The 16,563-nt window shown below is 73.8% G+C and carries 14 protein-coding genes and 1 pseudogene; 7 read left to right on the top strand and 8 right to left on the bottom strand.

Going from position 1 to position 16,563, the window contains the following annotated elements:
• The first annotated feature begins 2 nt into the window (after positions 1–2).
• Positions 3–1,487 (top strand): aminotransferase class V-fold PLP-dependent enzyme, encoded by a 1,485-nt coding sequence (locus AB0910_RS25875; protein WP_366747038.1) that lies wholly within the window; start codon positions 3–5, stop codon positions 1,485–1,487.
• A 13-nt stretch (positions 1,488–1,500) separates the two neighbouring features.
• Here AB0910_RS25875 and AB0910_RS25870 read toward each other — a convergent pair whose 3' ends face one another.
• The gene (locus tag AB0910_RS25870) at positions 1,501–2,478 is read right to left on the bottom strand and encodes a carbohydrate kinase family protein (protein ID WP_366747037.1); all 978 of its coding nucleotides are present in this window, start codon (positions 2,476–2,478) and stop codon (positions 1,501–1,503) included.
• A gap of 149 nt (positions 2,479–2,627) precedes the next feature.
• Here AB0910_RS25870 and AB0910_RS25865 point away from each other — a divergent pair, with 149 nt between their 5' ends.
• Positions 2,628–2,852 carry a hypothetical protein gene (locus tag AB0910_RS25865; RefSeq protein ID WP_366747036.1) on the top strand — a complete coding sequence of 75 codons (225 nt, stop codon included), beginning with the start codon at positions 2,628–2,630 and terminating at the stop codon, positions 2,850–2,852.
• A gap of 140 nt (positions 2,853–2,992) precedes the next feature.
• Positions 2,993–4,504 carry a hypothetical protein gene (locus AB0910_RS25860; protein WP_366747035.1) on the top strand — a complete coding sequence of 504 codons (1,512 nt, stop codon included), beginning with the start codon at positions 2,993–2,995 and terminating at the stop codon, positions 4,502–4,504.
• Between the two features lie 93 nt (positions 4,505–4,597).
• Here the strand turns inward: AB0910_RS25860 and AB0910_RS25855 are convergent, their stop codons facing one another.
• The gene (locus tag AB0910_RS25855) at positions 4,598–4,954 is read right to left on the bottom strand and encodes an iron-sulfur cluster assembly accessory protein (protein ID WP_366747034.1); all 357 of its coding nucleotides are present in this window, start codon (positions 4,952–4,954) and stop codon (positions 4,598–4,600) included.
• Between the two features lie 280 nt (positions 4,955–5,234).
• Here AB0910_RS25855 and nadA point away from each other — a divergent pair, with 280 nt between their 5' ends.
• Positions 5,235–6,422, top strand: coding sequence for a quinolinate synthase NadA (nadA, locus tag AB0910_RS25850; protein ID WP_366747033.1), 1,188 nt, complete (start codon positions 5,235–5,237; stop codon positions 6,420–6,422).
• A gap of 131 nt (positions 6,423–6,553) precedes the next feature.
• Here nadA and AB0910_RS25845 read toward each other — a convergent pair whose 3' ends face one another.
• The 5 genes from AB0910_RS25845 to AB0910_RS25825 form a co-directional block, all read right to left on the bottom strand.
• Positions 6,554–9,703, bottom strand: coding sequence for an efflux RND transporter permease subunit (locus AB0910_RS25845; RefSeq protein ID WP_366747032.1), 3,150 nt, complete (start codon positions 9,701–9,703; stop codon positions 6,554–6,556).
• Between the two features lie 218 nt (positions 9,704–9,921).
• On the bottom strand, positions 9,922–10,608 hold the full coding sequence (locus AB0910_RS25840; protein ID WP_366747031.1) for a response regulator transcription factor: 687 nt from the start codon (positions 10,606–10,608) through the stop codon (positions 9,922–9,924).
• Positions 10,605–11,819 carry a sensor histidine kinase gene (locus AB0910_RS25835; protein ID WP_366747074.1) on the bottom strand — a complete coding sequence of 405 codons (1,215 nt, stop codon included), beginning with the start codon at positions 11,817–11,819 and terminating at the stop codon, positions 10,605–10,607. Before AB0910_RS25835 ends, AB0910_RS25840 begins: the two co-directional genes overlap by 4 nt.
• A gap of 196 nt (positions 11,820–12,015) precedes the next feature.
• Positions 12,016–12,300 (bottom strand): hypothetical protein, encoded by a 285-nt coding sequence (locus AB0910_RS25830; protein ID WP_366747030.1) that lies wholly within the window; start codon positions 12,298–12,300, stop codon positions 12,016–12,018.
• Positions 12,301–12,403: 103 nt separating this feature from the next.
• On the bottom strand, positions 12,404–13,189 hold the full coding sequence (locus AB0910_RS25825; RefSeq protein WP_366747029.1) for a PspA/IM30 family protein: 786 nt from the start codon (positions 13,187–13,189) through the stop codon (positions 12,404–12,406).
• A gap of 286 nt (positions 13,190–13,475) precedes the next feature.
• Between AB0910_RS25825 and AB0910_RS25820 the strand changes: the two genes are divergently transcribed.
• The 3 genes from AB0910_RS25820 (at position 13,476) to AB0910_RS25810 (ending at position 16,107) form a co-directional block, all read left to right on the top strand.
• Positions 13,476–14,072, top strand: a complete 597-nt coding sequence (locus AB0910_RS25820; RefSeq protein WP_366747028.1) for a DUF3043 domain-containing protein — start codon at positions 13,476–13,478, stop codon at positions 14,070–14,072.
• An 80-nt stretch (positions 14,073–14,152) separates the two neighbouring features.
• Complete coding sequence (locus AB0910_RS25815) at positions 14,153–14,887, top strand: methyltransferase domain-containing protein (RefSeq protein ID WP_366747027.1); 735 nt, start codon at positions 14,153–14,155, stop codon at positions 14,885–14,887.
• 92 nt (positions 14,888–14,979) lie between these two features.
• On the top strand, positions 14,980–16,107 hold the full coding sequence (locus AB0910_RS25810) for a trypsin-like peptidase domain-containing protein (protein WP_366747026.1): 1,128 nt from the start codon (positions 14,980–14,982) through the stop codon (positions 16,105–16,107).
• Between the two features lie 190 nt (positions 16,108–16,297).
• Here the strand turns inward: AB0910_RS25810 and AB0910_RS25805 are convergent.
• Positions 16,298–16,504: pseudogene (locus tag AB0910_RS25805) on the bottom strand (hypothetical protein); the annotation flags it as partial.
• Positions 16,505–16,563: the final 59 nt, after the last annotated feature.

Genomic DNA, 16,563 nt, shown 5'->3' with positions numbered 1-16,563 from the left:
GCGTGTCCTACTTCGACTCCGCTTCCTCCGCGCCGCTGCACCCGGTGGCCCGCCGGGCGCTGCAGGCTTCCCTGGACGAGGGGTGGGCCGATCCCGCCCGCCTCTACCGGGAGGGGCGGCGCGCCGCGCTGCTCCTCGACGCGGCGCGCGAGGCCGCCGCGGAGGCCGTGGGGTGCCGCGCGGACGAGCTGGTTTTCACTCCTTCGGGGACGCACGCGGTCCACGCGGGAATCTCCGGCGCCCTGGCGGGGCGTCGGCGTGTCGGGGGCCACGCCGTGGTCTCGGCGGTCGAGCACTCGTCGGTGCTGCACGCGGCGCGGGCCGCGGCGGACGCCGGGGGCTCGCTGACTGAGGTGCCGGTCGACCGGTACGGGGCGGTGGCGGCGGGCGCGTACGGCGAGGCGCTGCGCGCGGACACGGCGCTCGCGTGCCTCCAGTCGGCCAACCACGAGGTGGGCACGGTGCAGCCGGTGGCTGAGGTGGCCGAGGCCTGCCGGGAGCGCGGGGTGCCGCTGCTGGTGGACGCGGCGCAGTCGCTCGGCTGGGGCCGGGTCGCGGGCTCCTGGTCGCTGCTCGCGGCGAGCGCGCACAAGTGGGGCGGGCCCGCGGGCGTGGGGCTGCTCGCGGTGCGCAAGGGGGTCAGGTACGCGGTGCGCGGGCCGGCCGACGAGCGGGAGTCGGGGCGGTCGCCCGGCTTCGTCAACATCCCGGCTGTGGTGGCCGCGGTTGCGTCGCTGCGAGCGGTGCGGGAGGAGGCCGAGACCGAGGCGCGGCGCCTCTCGGAGCTGGTGGACCTGGTCAGGGCGCGGGTGCCCGAGCTGGTGCCCGACGTGGAGGTGGTGGGCGCCCCGGTGGCGCGGCTGCCGCACCTGGTCACGTTCTCGTGTCTCTATGTCGACGGCGAGGCGCTGCTGCACGAGCTCGACCGCGCGGACTTCTCGGTGTCGTCCGGTTCCTCGTGCACGAGCGACACCCTGGCGCCGAGCCATGTGCTGCGCGCGATGGGCGTGCTGTCGGAGGGCAACGTGCGGGTGTCGCTGCCGTACGGCACCGGGCGGGCGGACGTGGAGCGGTTCCTCGCGGTGCTGCCCGGCGCGGTCGCCGCGGTGCGGGCGCGGCTCGCGGCGCCCGCGGCCGCCGCCGCCGGGCGAACGCCGGAGCCGGCGGCCGCTGCACCGGAGCCGGCGGCCGCTCCCTCGTCGGGCCCGGAAGCCGCGGCCGCTCCCCCGGAGTCCGGGGAGGCGGTGGCCTCCGGGCCCGCCGGGGAGCTGGTGGTGGACGCGCTGGGCAGGCGGTGCCCGGTCCCGGTGATCGAGCTGGCGAAGGTCTTCGGCCGGGTGCCGGTGGGCGGGAAGGTCGCGGTGCTCTCCGACGACGAGGCGGCCCGCCTCGACATCCCCGCGTGGTGCGGGATGCGCGGGCAGGAGTACGTGGGCGAACGGCCGGCGGACCGCGGTGTCGCTTACGTGGTCCGCCGGCTGTCGTGAGCCGCGAGGCGGGTCAGACGGCCAGGTGCGCCTGGACCTCGGTGGCGGCGTCGTGGCCGTACGCCTTGGTGAAGCGCTCCATGAAGCGGTGGCGCGCCAGCGTGTACTCCTGGGTGCCGACGGTCTCGATGGCGAGCGTCGCCAGCATGCAGCCGACCTGGGCGGCGCGCTCCATCGAGACGCCCCAGGACAGGCCGGCGAGGAAGCCGGCGCGGAAGGCGTCGCCGACGCCGGTCGGGTCGGCCTTGGCCTCCTCCTGGGCGCAGCCGACCTCGACGGCGGGGTGGCCGGCCTTCTCGACGCGGGCGCCGTTCTTGCCGAGGGTGGTGATGCGGTACCCGACGCGGCTGAGGATCTCGGCGTCGGTCCAGCCGGTCTTGGCCTCGATGAGGCCCTTCTCGTACTCGTTGGAGAAGAGGTAGGTGGCGCCTTCGAGGAGGGCGCGGATGTCGTCGCCCTCCATGCGGGCGATCTGCTGCGAGAAGTCGGCGGCGAACGGGATGCCCCGGGTGCGGCACTCCTCGGTGTGCCGGAGCATCGCCTCGGGGTCGTCGGCGCCGATCAGGACCAGGTCGAGGCCGCCGACGCGGTCGGCGACGTGCTGGATCTCGATCAGCCGCGCCTCGCTCATGGCGCCGGTGTAGAAGGACCCGATCTGGTTGTGGTCGGTGTCCGTGGTGCACACGAAGCGCGCGGTGTGCAGGTGGTCGGAGATGTGGACGGACTCGGTGTCGACTCCGTGCCGCACCAGCCAGGCGCGGTACTCGTCGAAGTCCTCGCCCGCGGCGCCGACGAGGATGGGCCGCAGGCCGAGCTGGCCCATGCCGAAGCAGATGTTGGGAGCGACGCCGCCCCTGCGCACGTCGAGGTTGTCGACGAGGAACGACAGGGAGACCGTGTGGAGCTGGTCGGCGACGAGCTGGTCGGAGAACCGTCCCGGGAAGGTCATCAGGTGGTCGGTGGCGATGGAGCCGGAGACTGCGATTCGCACGGCGTGAACGCTCCTGGGGGTCACGAACGGTGGGCGCTTCACGCTACCGCCATCCGCGCGCGGTATGCGGGAGAGGCCCGGAGTACCGGCCGCGCATCGCAAGAGCGCCCGGTTTCGCCCGGTACGCACGGACTGCGTACCGTGGGTGCATGACGAGTCACGGTGTGCGACGGATGCGGCAGGACGGCGCGGTGGGCATCGAGCCCGGCGCGTGCCTCGCCGAACTGCGGGGCGACTGCGCCAGGATGGCGGCGCGCTGGGCGGCGCGGCCCCTGGGGTCGGTCACGCCCGACGCACCCGCGCGGGCCGCGCGGGTGCGGGTCGACCCCGCGTCGGTGCTGCTGGTCGCCCGGATGGCCGAGTACGGGGCCTGACGGCGGCGGCGCGGGCGCCGCGCCGGAAGGCACGCCGCGCGGAACCGGGCGGCGTGCGGCCGCGTCCCAGCCCTGACCGTGGACGCACGCGTGGGCGTAAGGGGCGCGGGCGGACGGAGACCGGCCGGAGGAGCGCAGCGGTGAGCGGTGCAGGGGAACCGGAGGAGCACGGGGACGGCGCCGGGCGTACGGGGGCGCGGCGGGGGCGGCGCTCGCCGCTGGTGCTCGCCGCGGTGGCGGCCGGGGCCCTGGCCGTGGCGGGCGGCGGCGCGTATCTGGCGGCCGGCGCGGGCGGCGCCACCGACGGCGCGGGGCCGCCGCCGCGCATCGGGCCCGCGATGACCCCGATGGACGACGGCGGCCCCGGGTCGGTCTCCGCGGCGCCGGGCGGCCCCGGCTCGCCGTCGGCGCCGGGCATCGCGCCGGGCGAGCCCGATCCGCGCGGAGCCGGGTACCGGGTGACGGTCCCGCTGCCGGAAGGACCGGACACGGCCACGGTGTACACGGTGCGCGACGACATCACGGCGGGCCGGGCGGCCACGCTCGCGAAGGCGCTCGGGGTGCCGGGGACGCCGCACACGTCGGGGCTGTTCTGGCAGGTCGGCTCGGCCGCGGACGGCACGGGCCCGGTGCTGCGGGTGCAGAAGAAGGCGCCGGGGACGTGGACGTTCTCCCGGTACGCGATGGCGCAGGGCGGCGACGGCTGCGCGAAGGGCAGGCCGTGCCCCGGCGGGGCCCCGTCCTCCCCCGGCGGCGTGGTGGGTCCGGCGGTCGGCGCGGTGAGCGAGGCGGCGGCGAAGAAGGCGGCGGCGCCGGTCCTCGCGGCTGCGGGCCTGCGGGGTGCGCATCTCGAAGCGGGCCGGCTGCTCGGCGCGGTGCGCGTGGTGGAAGCCGACCCGGTGGTGGACGGACTGCCGACCTACGGCTGGACGACGGGCCTCCAGGTCGGCGCGGACGGGCGGATCACCGGCGGCGGCGGGCAGCTGGGCGTCCCCGAGGCGGGCACGGCGTATCCGGTGGCGGGGGCCGCCGAGGCGCTGAAGGCGCTCGGCGCGGGCGCCTCGGGCGGCACCGGCTGCGCCACGCGGACGCCGCTGACAGGACCGGTCACCGGCGCCGAGCCCGCGCCGACGGGGAGTTGCGCGCCGAGCGGCAGAGCGCGGCCGCTGCCGGTGGACGCGGTGGTGTTCGGGCTCGCGGCGCGGCCGGTGGGCGGCGTGCCGGGGCTCGTACCGTCCTGGCTGTTCACGGTCGACCCGGGCGGCGGCGCCCCGGCGTACCGGGTGGCGCAGCCGGCACTGCACTCCGGGGCCTCACGCGCGCCGCTGCCGTCCCTGCCGCCGCACGGGATGAAGCCGGGCGGCGGGAGCGGCGCGGACACCGCGGCCGACCAGCCCCTCTCGTACAGCACGCACGGCCGCACGCTCACGGTGCGGTTCTGGGGCGGGGTGTGCGGGACGTACGGCGTACGGGCCGACGAGTCGGACGCGGCGGTGGCGGTACGGGTGGAGAAGCCCGCCGCGAAGCCGGGCGGGACCTGTGTGGCGTCGGCGAAGCGCCTGTCCAGGTCCCTGACGCTGGACCGCCCGCTGGGCACCCGCACCGTCCTCAGCGCGGCGACGGGCGCGGAGGTGCCTGCCGGGTCCCGCTGATCGCGGGCGCGGGCACCGGCACGGGCGCGGACACGGCGAAGGGCGGCGGCCCCGGACGGGGGCCGCCGCCCTTTCGCGGTCGGCGGGGACGGCTCAGTGGAAGGAGTCGCCGCAGGCGCAGGAACCCGTCGCGTTCGGGTTGTCGATGGTGAAGCCCTGCTTCTCGATCGTGTCGACGAAGTCGATCGAAGCGCCGCCCAGGTACGGGGCGCTCATGCGGTCGGTGACGACCTTGACGCCGCCGAACTCCTTGACGATGTCGCCGTCGAGCGAGCGCTCGTCGAAGAACAGCTGGTATCGCAGGCCGGAGCAGCCACCGGGCTGCACGGCGACGCGCAGCGCGAGGTCGTCACGACCCTCCTGGTCGAGCAGGGTCCTGACCTTGCTGGCGGCGGCGTCGGACAGGAGGATGCCGTCGCTCACGGTGGTGGTCTCGTCCGATACGGACATCTGCTTCTCTCCCGGGTTGTACGGACTGCTTGCCGACTGTGGCAACCGGCACGGCCGCGGTTTCATTCCGCGGCCCGGTACTCGTTCCCTTCCTTCATGCTCGCACACCGCGCGCCGGTACGGGGCGGCCGCGGGGCCCGGCTCTGCGGCGGAGGGGATCGCGTCACATCGACGGTATCGGCATCGTCAACGTGACGCGAAGCGGATATGATAGATAGCGTCAATCCGACGAGAAGGCCGACGCAGTTGACCGGTCCGCAGAGAAGAAAGGGTGCGTGACGTGACCACGGCCCAACCCCTTACGGAACTCGACGTGCAGCCCACACCGCTGGCGCTGCTGCTGCTCGGCCGCGACGCCGACCCGCGCAGCGAGCGCGGCGTCGAGTGTCCCGGCGACCTGCCCGCCCCCTCGGACCCGGACCTCGTGGCGCGCGCCCGCGCGGCCAAGGAGCGCCTCGGCGAGAGGGTGTTCGTGCTCGGGCACCACTACCAGCGCGACGAGGTCATCCAGTTCGCCGATGTGACGGGCGACTCCTTCAAGCTCGCCAGGGACGCGGCCGACCGGCCTGACGCCGAGTACATCGTCTTCTGCGGTGTGCACTTCATGGCCGAGTCCGCGGACATCCTGACCTCGCGGAGCCAGCAGGTGATCCTGCCCGACCTGGCGGCCGGCTGCTCCATGGCCGACATGGCCACCGCCGAGCAGGTCGCGGAGTGCTGGGACGTCCTCACCGACGCGGGCGTCGCCGAGGGCACCGTCCCCGTCTCGTACATGAACTCCTCGGCGGACATCAAGGCCTTCACCGGCAGGCACGGCGGCACGATCTGCACGTCGTCCAATGCCGAGCGCGCCCTGGACTGGGCGTTCGCGCAGGGCGAGCGGGTGCTGTTCCTGCCCGACCAGCACCTGGGCCGCAACACCGCGGTGCGCGACCTCGGCCTCTCCCTGGACGACTGCGTGGTCTACGACCCGCACAAGCCGGACGGCGGGCTGAGCGCCGCGCAGCTGCGCGAGGCGAAGATGATCCTGTGGCGCGGCCACTGCTCGGTGCACGGCCGCTTCAGCCTGGAGTCGGTGCGCGAGGTGCGCGAGCGCATACCGGGCGTCAACGTCCTGGTGCACCCCGAGTGCCGGCACGAGGTCGTCTCGGCCGCCGACCAGGTCGGCTCGACGGAGTACATCATCAAGGCGCTCGAAGCGGCGCCCGCCGGCTCCAAGTGGGCCGTCGGCACCGAGCTGAACCTGGTGCGGCGGCTGGCCGACCGGTTCGCCGCCGAGGACAAGGAGATCGTCTTCCTCGACCGCACGGTCTGCTTCTGCTCGACCATGAACCGCATCGACCTGCCGCACCTGGTGTGGACGCTGGAGTCGCTCGCGGACGGCAACGAGGTCAACCGCATCCGGGTGGACGACGAGACCGCCCGCTGCGCGCAGGCCGCGCTGGAGCAGATGCTCGCCCTGCCGTGACCCGGGCGGCGCCCGCGCCGTGCGGAGGTACCCGTACGCGGGTTCCGTACGCGAAGGGGGCGGGCCCCCGGCCAAGATGTCCGCCGGGGGCCCGCCCGTCTGCTTCCGGTCCTTCCGGCCGTGCGCCGGGCTCAGGCGTGCGCGCCCTGCGGGGTGCGCTCGTCCGAGGGCGCCGAAGGGGGCGGCGTGCCGTCCCCGCGCCGGTCGGCCCGCTTCTTCGCCCTGCGCTCCTTGCGCAGCTCGACCATCGCGTAGAGCGTCGGCACGAGCAGCAGCGTCAGCAGCGTCGAGGAGATCAGGCCGCCGATCACCACCACCGCGAGCGGCTGGGCGATGAAGCCGCCCTCGCCGGTCACGCCGAGCGCCATCGGCAGCAGCGCGAAGATGGTGGCGAGCGCCGTCATCAGGATCGGCCGCAGCCGGTGCCTGCCGCCCTCGACGACCGCCTCGACGACGCCGTGCCCCTGCGCTCTGTACTGGTTGATCAGGTCGATCAGCACGATCGCGTTCGTCACCACGATGCCGATCAGCATCAGCATGCCGATCAGCGCGGGTACGCCGAGCGGGGTGCCGGTGAGCAGCAGCAGGGCGAGCGCACCGGTCGCGGCGAACGGGATCGACACCAGCAGGATCAGCGGCTGCACCAGCGACCTGAACGTGCCGACGAGCAGCATGAACACGATCGCCACGGCCGCGGCCATCGCCAGACCCAGCTTCTTGAACGCGTCGTTCTGGTCGGAGGTCACCCCGCCGATGGAGGCGGTGGCGCCCGCCGGCAGCTTCAGCGCCTTGACCTTCGACTGGAGCGCGCTGCTGACCGATCCCGTGTTGTCGCCGGTCGGGCGCGCGGTGACGGTCGCGGCGCGGTTGCCGTCGATGCGCGTCATGGAGACCGGGCCGGGCACGACCTTCACATCGGCGATCTGGCCGAGCTTGACCGGGCCGAGCGGCAGGCCCTTGAGCTGCGCGACGGTCGTCGCCGGCTGCTTCGAGACGATCACCACGTCGCGCTCGGTGTCGTCGAGGATGGCCGTGCCCGACGTGGTGCCGCTGACGGCCTGCGCGACCGCGGCGCCCAGCGTCGCGTTGTTGAAGCCCGCCGCTGCTGCCTTGCCGTTGGCCGTCACGGAGACCCGCGGGATGGACTGCGACAGGTCGCTCTGCACGTCGGTGACGTCGTGCAGGGTGCCGACCGCGGCGGTGACCTGGTCGGACGCCTTCTTCAGGGTCGCCTCGTCGCCCGCCTTGACCACCACGCTCAGGTCCTGGCTGCCGAAGCCGCCGCCCGCGGAGACCGTCGTGTCGCCGATCCCCTTGAGGCCGTGCAGCGCGTGCTCGATGGCGCTCTGCGTCTTCTCGTACTGCGCGGCGTCCTTGACGGTCACCTGGTAGCTGGCCTCGCTGGTGCCCGAGCCGCCGCCGAGCGCGGCCTGGAAGCCGGAGGTGCCGACGGTGACCTGGTAGTCCTTCACCTGATCGAGGCCGGCGAGCACGTGCTCGACCTTCTTCGCGGCCGCGTCCGTCGCGTCGAGGCTGGTGCCGGGCGCCATCTTCTGGCTGATGGACAGGACGTCCTGGTCGCTGTTGTCGAAGAAGTTGGTCTTCAGGAAGCTCGACATGCCGAGCGTGCCGACGAGGATCACCACGGCGATCAGCACGCTGGTGAGGCGCTTGCGGGTGGCCCAGCGCAGCACCGGCACGTACCCGCGCTGGAGCCTGCTGTGGGACTCCTTCTCCTCGGCGCGGCGGCGCGCCTCCTCGGCGCCGAGCTCCCGCACGTCCTTCGGGGCGCGCAGGAACCAGTACGAGAAGACCGGCACCGCCGTCAGCGAGACCAGCAGCGACGCGAGCAGCGCGGCCGTCACGGTCAGCGAGAACGAGCCGAACAGCTCGCCGACGATGCCGCCGACCAGGCCGATCGGCAGGAACACCGCGACGGTGGTGAGCGTCGACGCGGTGACGGCGCCCGCGACCTCCTTGACCGCGTTGACGATCGCCCGGTGGCGCTCCTCGCCGTAGCCGAGGTGTCTCTTGATGTTCTCCAGGACCACGATCGAGTCGTCGACGACCCGGCCGATGGCGATGGTGAGGCCGCCGAGGCTGAGGACGTTGAGGGTCTCACCGTCGATCCACAGCACGATCAGCGCGATGACGACGGAGAGCGGGATGGAGATCGCGGTGACCAGCGTCGAGCGCAGCGAGGCGAGGAACAGCAGGATCACGATGACCGCGAACAGCAGGCCGAGCGCGCCCTCGGTGGTCAGGCCCGAGATCGACTTGGAGACCGCGGGGCCCTGGTCGCTCGCGACGACGACCTTCGTGCCGGAGCCCAGCTGGTCGCGCAGGTGGGGCAGCTTGTCCTTGACGGCGTCGGAGATCGAGACGGCGCTGCCGTCCTGCGAGTCCATGGTGATGTTGACGGCCAGGCTCGGCTGTCCGTCGGTGCGGGTCAGGGAGGTCTCGGGCGCGGGCCGCTGGGCGACGGACGCGACGTCGCCGAGGCGCACCGGCTTGGCCGGCGTCGCGCCCGGCGCTGCCTGCGGGGTGACTTCGAGGTTCCTGATCTGGCCGAGCGAGGTGAAGCCGCTGCCGACCTCCACCGTGCGGCTCTTGCCGTCCTCGGCGAACGAGCCCGCAGGCACGGGCATGCCGCCCGCCTTGAGCGCGTCGGAGAGCGAGGCAGTGGTGAGCCCCGCCGCGGCGAGCTTCGCCGGGTCCGGGGTGACGGCGACCCGCAGGTCGCGCACGCCGTCGACGGTGACCTGGCCGACGCCGTCGATGCCCTGGAGGTCGGGGACGACCGTGCGGTCGAGCTGGTCGGCGAGGGCCTGCTGGTCCTTGTCCGAGGTGACGGCGAGCACCACGGTCGGCAGGTCGTTGGTGGAGCCCGCGACCACCTGCGGGTCGACGCTGTCGGGCAGTTGGTTGGAGGCCCGGTTGACGGCCTGCTGGATGTCGGCGACCAGCTGCTTGGTGCCGGACTGGCCGAAGTCGAAGCTGGCGACGACGGTCGCGCTGCCCTCGCTCGACGTCGAGGTGACGCTGCTGACGCCGTCGACCGCCTTCATGGCGTTCTCCAGCGGCTCGGCCACCTGCTTCTCCACCACGTCGGGCGACGCGCCCTGGTAGGGGGCGACCACCGAGACGAGCGGCAGGTCGATGGGCGGCAGCAGCTGCTGCTTCAGCTGCGGGATCGCTATCGCGCCGAACACGAGCGCGATGATCGACATCAGGCCGACTAGGGCCCGTTGTCTGAGGCTGAACCTGGACAGCCAGGACATGGGGTCTCTCTTCTGTGTGCGTGCTGCGGGTACGCGACCGCGGAAAGCGGCGGTGGAAGGGGCGGCGGCAGGCGGCGGCGCGCCGGCCGGCCCCCGGGCTGCGGGCGGCTCTCCGGTCCCTCTACACGATCAGGCATGGAACGGGGCGTTTCCGTCCGCCGCAGGTCCCTTTCCGGTGCCGGCGGAGTACCGCGCCTGGAGTACGCGGTGGAGGAGCGCTACTCCACCCTCGGGCGCACCAGGCCCGATTCGTATGCGAATACCACCAGTTGGGCCCTGTCCCTGGCCCCGAGTTTGGCCATGGCCCGGTTGACGTGCGTCTTCACGGTGAGGGGGCTGACCGCGAGGCGCTCGGCGATCTCGTCGTTGGAGTGGCCGCCCGCGACCAGGCCGAGCACCTCGCGCTCCCGCACGGTCAGCGCGGCGAGCAGCTCCGCGTGCACGGCCTGGCCCTCCCGGTCGCCGTCCGTGCCGCCCTGCGCGAGGAACGAGGCGATCAGGCCCTTGGTGGCGGCGGGCGAGAGCAGCGCCTCGCCGGCCGCGGCGATCCTGATCGCGTTCAACAGCTCCATCGGCTCCGCGCCCTTGCCGAGGAAGCCGGAGGCGCCCGCGCGCAGCGACTGCACCACGTACTCGTCGACCTCGAACGTCGTGAGCATGACCACGTGCACACCGGCCAGTCCGGGGTCCGCGCTGATCATGCGGGTGGCGGCGAGGCCGTCCGTGCCCGGCATGCGGATGTCCATGAGGACGACGTCGGCGCGCTCGGAGCGGGCGAGGGCGACGGCCTCGGCGCCGTCCGCCGCCTCCGCCACCACCTCCATGTCGGGCTCCGAGTCGACCAGGACGCGGAAGGCGCTGCGCAGCAGCGCCTGGTCGTCCGCGAGCAGGACCCTGATCGTCACGCGTGCTTCCCCTGTCGTCGCGGCGGCTCCCCCGGCAGTATCGCCTGCACCCGGAAGCCGCCCCCGTACCGGGGCTCGGCGACCAGGCTGCCGCCGAGCGCGGCGACGCGCTCGCGCATGCCGAGCAGGCCGTGCCCGCCGCCCTGCGCGCTCTCCCGCTGCCCGGTGCCGCCGCCGTCGAGGACGGTCACCTCGATGCCCGTGCCGGCGCGCACGACGCTCACCTCGGCCCTGGCCCCGGCGCCCGCGTGCTTGCGCACATTGGTCAGCGCCTCCTGGACGATCCGGTACGCGGCGAGGCCGACGGCCGACGGCAGCCGGGGCGGCTCCTCAGGCACCAGGCACTCCACGGGCAGCCCCGCCGAGCGGAAGGTGTCGACGAGCGCGTCGAGCTGGGCGAGTCCTGGCGCGGGCTCCGTGGGCGCCTCCGGGTCGCCCGACTGGCGCAGCAGGCCCACGGTGGCGCGCAGTTCGTCAATGGCGCTGCGGCTGGCGTCGCGCACATGGGCGAGCGCCTCCTTGGCCTGGTCGGGGCGCTTGTCCATGACGTGCGCCGCGACGCCGGCCTGCACATTGACCAGGGCGATGTGGTGGGCGACGACGTCGTGCAGGTCGCGGGCGATGCGCAGCCGCTCCTCGGCGACGCGGCGCCTCGCCTCCTCCTCGCGGGTGCGCTCGGCCCGCTCGGCGCGCTCCCGCATGGCGTCGATGAAGGCGCGCCTGCTGCGCACGGCGTCGCCCGCGGCCGCGGCCATGCCGGTCCAGGCGAAGACGCCGAGGTTCTGCTGCGTGTACCAGGGCCCGGTGCCGAAGGCCATGGCGACGCCGGTGAGCACCGCCATGGTGAGCAGGCCGACCCGCCAGGTGGTGGGCCTGTCGGTGTGGGCGGCGAGCGTGAAGAGGGCGACGACCACGGTGAACACGATCGGCGAGTCGGGGCGCCCTGCGACCAGCTCGACCACGGTGAGGCAGCCGGTGGCCAGCAGCACGGAGCGCGGCCTGTGGCGCCTGAGCACGAGCGCGGCGGCAGCCAGCGCCATCAGGGTGAGGCTGAGCGCGCCCGGCGGCTGTACGTCGATGGGGGTGGTGAAGCCCCGGCCGCCGCGCGGGTGCGCGACGGCGGTGACCAGCATGAAGACCAGGACGACGACGGCGATGACGACATCGGGTCCGGTCGGGTGCGCCCGGGACCAGCACACCGCGCGCCGGATCGGGCCAGGGGCGTGGGCGACCGGGTCCCTGCCCGGGGCGTCGCGGTCCGCCCGTACGGCGTCGCGGTCCTTCGGCGCCGCGGCGGGCTCGGCGGGCGGCGGGGCGACGGCAGGGGCCCGCCCCGCACCTGCGGGGCGGGGGGCGGCGGAGTCCTCCGCGTGGGGGGTGCGCACGGTGGGTCCTGGATCGGGCCGGTCAGACCGACGAGGGGATCAGGCCCTCGTCGCTCAGCAGCTCCCGTACCTCTTCGAGCGTCGCGTCAGCGGCGGGCAGGATCAGGCCCGAGGGTTCGAGCGCGTCGTCGGGCAGCGGCTCGCCGAGCTCCCTGACCCGGTCGAGCAGCGCGGTGAGCGTGCGCCGGAAGCCCGCCTCGTCACCCCGCTTGACCTCGGCCATCAGCTCGTCGTCCAGCTCGTTGAGCTCCGCGAGGCTGCTGTCCGCGACCCGTGCCTGCCCTTCCCCCATGATCCGTACGATCATGACGCTCCTCAGCGCTCGTCGGCTCTGTGTCCGTCAGCCTCTGCCGCCTCTTGTCGGCTCGGCTCCTGTCGGCTCAGCTCTTGTCAGCTCTTGTCAGCTCTTGTCAGCTCTTGTCGAGGTTGGGGCGCTCCGCGTCCCGCTCCCCCGCGCCGCCCTCGATCGCCTGCTGCGGGGCTGCGGACGAACCGCCCGCGAGCTCCGCCTTCATCCGCTGGAGTTCGAGCTCCACGTCGGAACCGCCGGAGATCCGGTCGAGCTCGGTGGCGATGTCGTCCTTCGCCAGGCCCGACTGGTCGTCGAGGGCGCCGGAGGCCAGGAGCTCGTCGATCGCGCCCGCCCTGGCCTGGAGCTGCGCCGTCTTGTCCTCGGCGCGCTGGATCGCCAGGCCTACGTCGCCCATCTCCTCGGAGATGCCGGAGAACGACTCCGCGATCCTGGTCTGCGCCTGGGCCGCGGTGTAGGTGGCCTTGATGGTCTCCTTCTTCGTGCGGAAGGCGTCGACCTTGGCCTGGAGGCGCTGCGCCGCGAGCGTCAGCTTCTCCTCCTCGCCCTGGAGCGTGGTGTGCTGGGTCTCCAGGTCGGAGACCTGCTGCTGGAGCGCGGCCTTGCGGGAGAGGGCCTCGCGGGCGAGGTCCTCGCGCCCGAGGGCGAGCGCCTTGCGGCCCTGCTCCTCCAGCTTGTTCGACTGGCCCTGGAGCTGGCTCAGCTGGAGTTCCAGGCGCTTGCGCGAGGTGGCCACGTCGGCGACGCCCCTGCGCACCTTCTGGAGCAGCTCAAGCTGCTTCTGGTAGGAGTAATCGAGGGTCTCCCGCGGGTCCTCGGCCCTGTCCAGGGCCTTGTTGGCCTTCGCGCGGAAGATCATCCCCATACGCTTCATCACACCGCTCATGGGCTTCGCGCGCCCCCTTCGTGACGGACTCCGGAACCAGCACTCCTACAGAACCCACAGTACGGGCCCTGCCTCTATTACCGCACTGTTCGAGAGGGGATGCGGTCATCCCCAAGGACGACTCCCGCGGCGGGCCGCTCCGGCGGAGGGAGTAGGAACGCCCCTGCGGGAGCCGCGCCTCCGGGCGTCCGCGGCCTGCCCCGTACCCCGTGAAGACGAAGGCCGTTGCGGGATCGTTCCCCGCGGGGGTGGGGTCCATGCACCCGAGCCCGTACCCTTGGCCCTTGTGTTCCGTAGCCGTTCGAACGAAGAGAAGGCGCCCGACACCCAGGTGACGGCCGACCTGACCAAGCAGTCCCGTGACCCGCAGGCGCCCAAGGGCAGGCCCACGCCGAAGCGGAGCGAGGCGCAGACGCAGCGCCGCCGCGCGGTGACCGCCCCCGCCGACCGCAAGACGGCGGTGAAGCGCCAGCGCGAGACGCGCAGGGCCGACATGGCGCGCCAGCGCGAGGCGCTGAACAGCGGGGACGAGCGCTATCTGCCGGCGCGCGACAAGGGGCCCGTGCGCCGCTTCGCCCGCAACTACGTCGACGCCAGGTTCTGCGCCGCCGAGTTCTTCCTGCCGTCCGCCGTGGTGATCCTCGTACTGACGATGGTCAGGGTCCCCGCGCTCCAGAACATCGCGCTGCTGCTGTGGCTGCTGGTGATCGTCGCCATGGTCGTCGACTCGGTCTTCCTCGGCCTGCGGCTGAAGAAGCAGCTCGCCGTGCGCTTCCCGAACGAGCCCACCCGGGGCGTCGTGATGTACGGCCTGATGCGCACGCTGCAGATCCGCAAGCTGCGGCTGCCGAAGCCGCAGGTCAAACGCGGGGCGAAACTCTGAGCGGCGATCCGGCCGGCCGCCCTGCGGGCGGCGGCGGCTCGGCCGAGGGCTCAGGGCCCCGGCTGAGCGGCCTCGGGGGGTTGCGCGACGTCGTGCGCCAGGAGCTCGTCTCGCGCCAGCTGGAGGAGCAGATATCCGGCCGCTTCCCGGTGGGGCAGCGGCTGCGGGTGCTGGACGTCGGCATGGGGCGCGGCACCCAGGTGCTGCGCCTCGCGCGCGCCGGGCACGGCGTGACGGGCCTGGAGTCCGACCCCGCGCTGGTGGCGGCGGCCCGCGCCGACCTGGCGCGCGAGCCCGACGGCATCAGGGAGCGGGTCAGGCTGATCCAGGGCGAGGGCATGGACACCGGCGTGCACTTCAAGCCGGGCTCCTTCGACGTGGTCCTCTGCCACGGCGTGCTGATGTACGTCAGGGAACCGGACGCGCTCGTCGCGGGCCTCGCCAGGATGCTGGCGCCCGGCGGACTGCTCTCGCTGCTCGTCCGCAACGGCGACGCGCTCGCGCTGCGGCCGGGGTACGCGGGCGACTGGGCCACGGCGCTCGCGTCCTTCGACGGGTCCTCGTACACGAACAGGCTCGGCCTGACCGTGCGGGCGGACCGGCTCGCCGACCTGACGAGGACCCTGGAGGGGATCGCCGCCCCGCTGCGCGCCTGGTACGGGGTGCGGGTCTTCACGGACGGCGCCGACGACGCGGCCGAGGCGCCCACCGGCGGGAAGCTGGAGCGGCTGCTCGCGGCCGAGGAGCGCGCGGGCAGGACCGACCCGTACCGCGCGGTGGCGGCGCTGCTGCACCTGTGCGGCGTGCGCGGCTGACGCCTCCCCCGGCGCGCCCGGGCGCGTGGGGGCGGACGGCTCCCGCCGCGCGCCACCCATCGGATCAATAGGGCGAAAGGGATACTCCGGCCATGGATGCATCCCACTCCCGTGGCCGCTCGCACCGGCTGCTGCCGACCCTCGCCGCCGGACTCTGCGCGGCCGCCCTCGCGGGCTGCTCCGCCGCCTCAGGCACCTCGGCCGCCCCCGCGGCGCCGCTCGCCACCCGGGGCACCACCGCACCGTCGACCCCGGCCGCCACCGAGCGGGCGGCGCCCCCGCGCGCGGCGAACGACCTCCAGACGGACTACGAGAACACCATCGGGAAGGTGCTGCCCTCGGTCGTGCAGATCGACGCGGGCGACTCCCTCGGCTCCGGCATCGTCTACGACGGCGCGGGGCACATCGTCACCAACGCGCACGTCGTCGGCTCGAAGAAGACCTTCAAGGTCACCGTGGCCACCCGCGAGCAGCCGCTCACCGCCCGGCTGGTCTCCAGCTTCCCGCAGCAGGACCTCGCCGTGATCAAGCTGGACTCGGCGCCCAAGGGGCTGAAGGGCGCGGTGTTCGGCGACTCGTCCAAGGTCGCCGTGGGCCAGATCGTGCTGGCGATGGGCTCGCCGCTCGGCCTGTCGAGCAGCGTCACCCAGGGCATCGTCTCCGCCGTGGGGCGGACCGTGAGCGAGGGGGAAGGGCAGTCGGGCGGCACCGGCGCGACCATCGCGAACATGGTGCAGACGTCGGCGGCGATCAACCCGGGCAACAGCGGCGGCGCGCTCGTCGACCTGGACAGCGAGGTCATCGGCATTCCGACGCTGGCGGCCACCGACCCGCAGATCGGGGGCGGCGGCAGCGCCGCGCCCGGCATCGGCTTCGCGATCCCGGCCTCCACGGTGAAGACCGTCGCCGACCAGATCATCAAGAACGGGAAGGTCACCCACTCGGGCAGGGCCGCGCTCGGCATCACGGGACGCACCGTGCTCGGCCCCGACCTCAGGCCCACGGGCGTGGCGGTCGTCAGCACGACCAGGGGAGGCGGCGCCAAGGCCGCGGGCCTGAAGGCGGGCGACATCGTCGTGAAGGTCGGCGGCAGGCGCGTCACCGACATCGCCTCGCTCTCCGAGGTCCTCGCGGGCGACAAGCCGGGCCGGCGGGTCGCCGTGACCTACCTGCGCGGCGACGCGACGAAGACGGCGCAGGTCAAGCTCGGCGAGATGTGAGCCGTCGGCCTCGTACGGGCCGCGCGCCCGGCCCGGGCGGGGCGGGCCTGTGTCCCCCGCCCCGCGCGGGCCGCCGCGGTCAGGGCCGGTCGGCGGAGTCCGCGGATTCCGTGGACCCTGACGACTCCGACGACTCGGCGGGCTCCGCGTCCCCGGGCGCAGGGGCCCCGAGCGCCGTGGGGTCCTCGCCCGCCTGCTCGGCGTGCAGGCTCATCGGCCCGTACACCTTCGTGCCGTCCTCGAACAGCGTGACCTGGTCGGCGCCGCCCTCGGCCAGTGCCTTCCACTCCTCGCCGATCCACGACTCGGCGTCGCCCTGGGTGGGGAACTCCTCCGCCCGCACAGCGGGCGTGACCTCCGTGCCGTCTGCCTTCTCGAACCGCCACGTCCACGCCATGTGCGCCTCCAGGTGCTGCGGGGCTGCTGCCACTGTCGCTGATCACTGTGTTGCTGCCC

Origin of the sequence: Streptomyces sp. NPDC047002 (genome assembly GCF_040704505.1) — a bacterium.
Classification (GTDB): domain Bacteria; phylum Actinomycetota; class Actinomycetes; order Streptomycetales; family Streptomycetaceae; genus Streptomyces.
The sequence above is the reverse complement of the archived record's forward strand: the minus strand, read 5'-3'. Positions and strand labels throughout refer to the sequence as shown.

What these genes read in the sequence shown, in the direction of transcription:
- AB0910_RS25865 (WP_366747036.1), top strand. Translation starts at nt 2,628, where the DNA reads ATGACGAGTCACGGTGTGCGACGGATGCGGCAGGACGGCGCGGTGGGC.
- AB0910_RS25855 (WP_366747034.1), bottom strand. Translation starts at nt 4,954, where the DNA reads ATGTCCGTATCGGACGAGACCACCACCGTGAGCGACGGCATCCTCCTG.
- AB0910_RS25845 (WP_366747032.1), bottom strand. Translation starts at nt 9,703, where the DNA reads ATGTCCTGGCTGTCCAGGTTCAGCCTCAGACAACGGGCCCTAGTCGGC.
- AB0910_RS25830 (WP_366747030.1), bottom strand. Translation starts at nt 12,300, where the DNA reads ATGATCGTACGGATCATGGGGGAAGGGCAGGCACGGGTCGCGGACAGC.
- AB0910_RS25825 (WP_366747029.1), bottom strand. Translation starts at nt 13,189, where the DNA reads ATGAGCGGTGTGATGAAGCGTATGGGGATGATCTTCCGCGCGAAGGCC.
- AB0910_RS25810 (WP_366747026.1), top strand. Translation starts at nt 14,980, where the DNA reads ATGGATGCATCCCACTCCCGTGGCCGCTCGCACCGGCTGCTGCCGACC.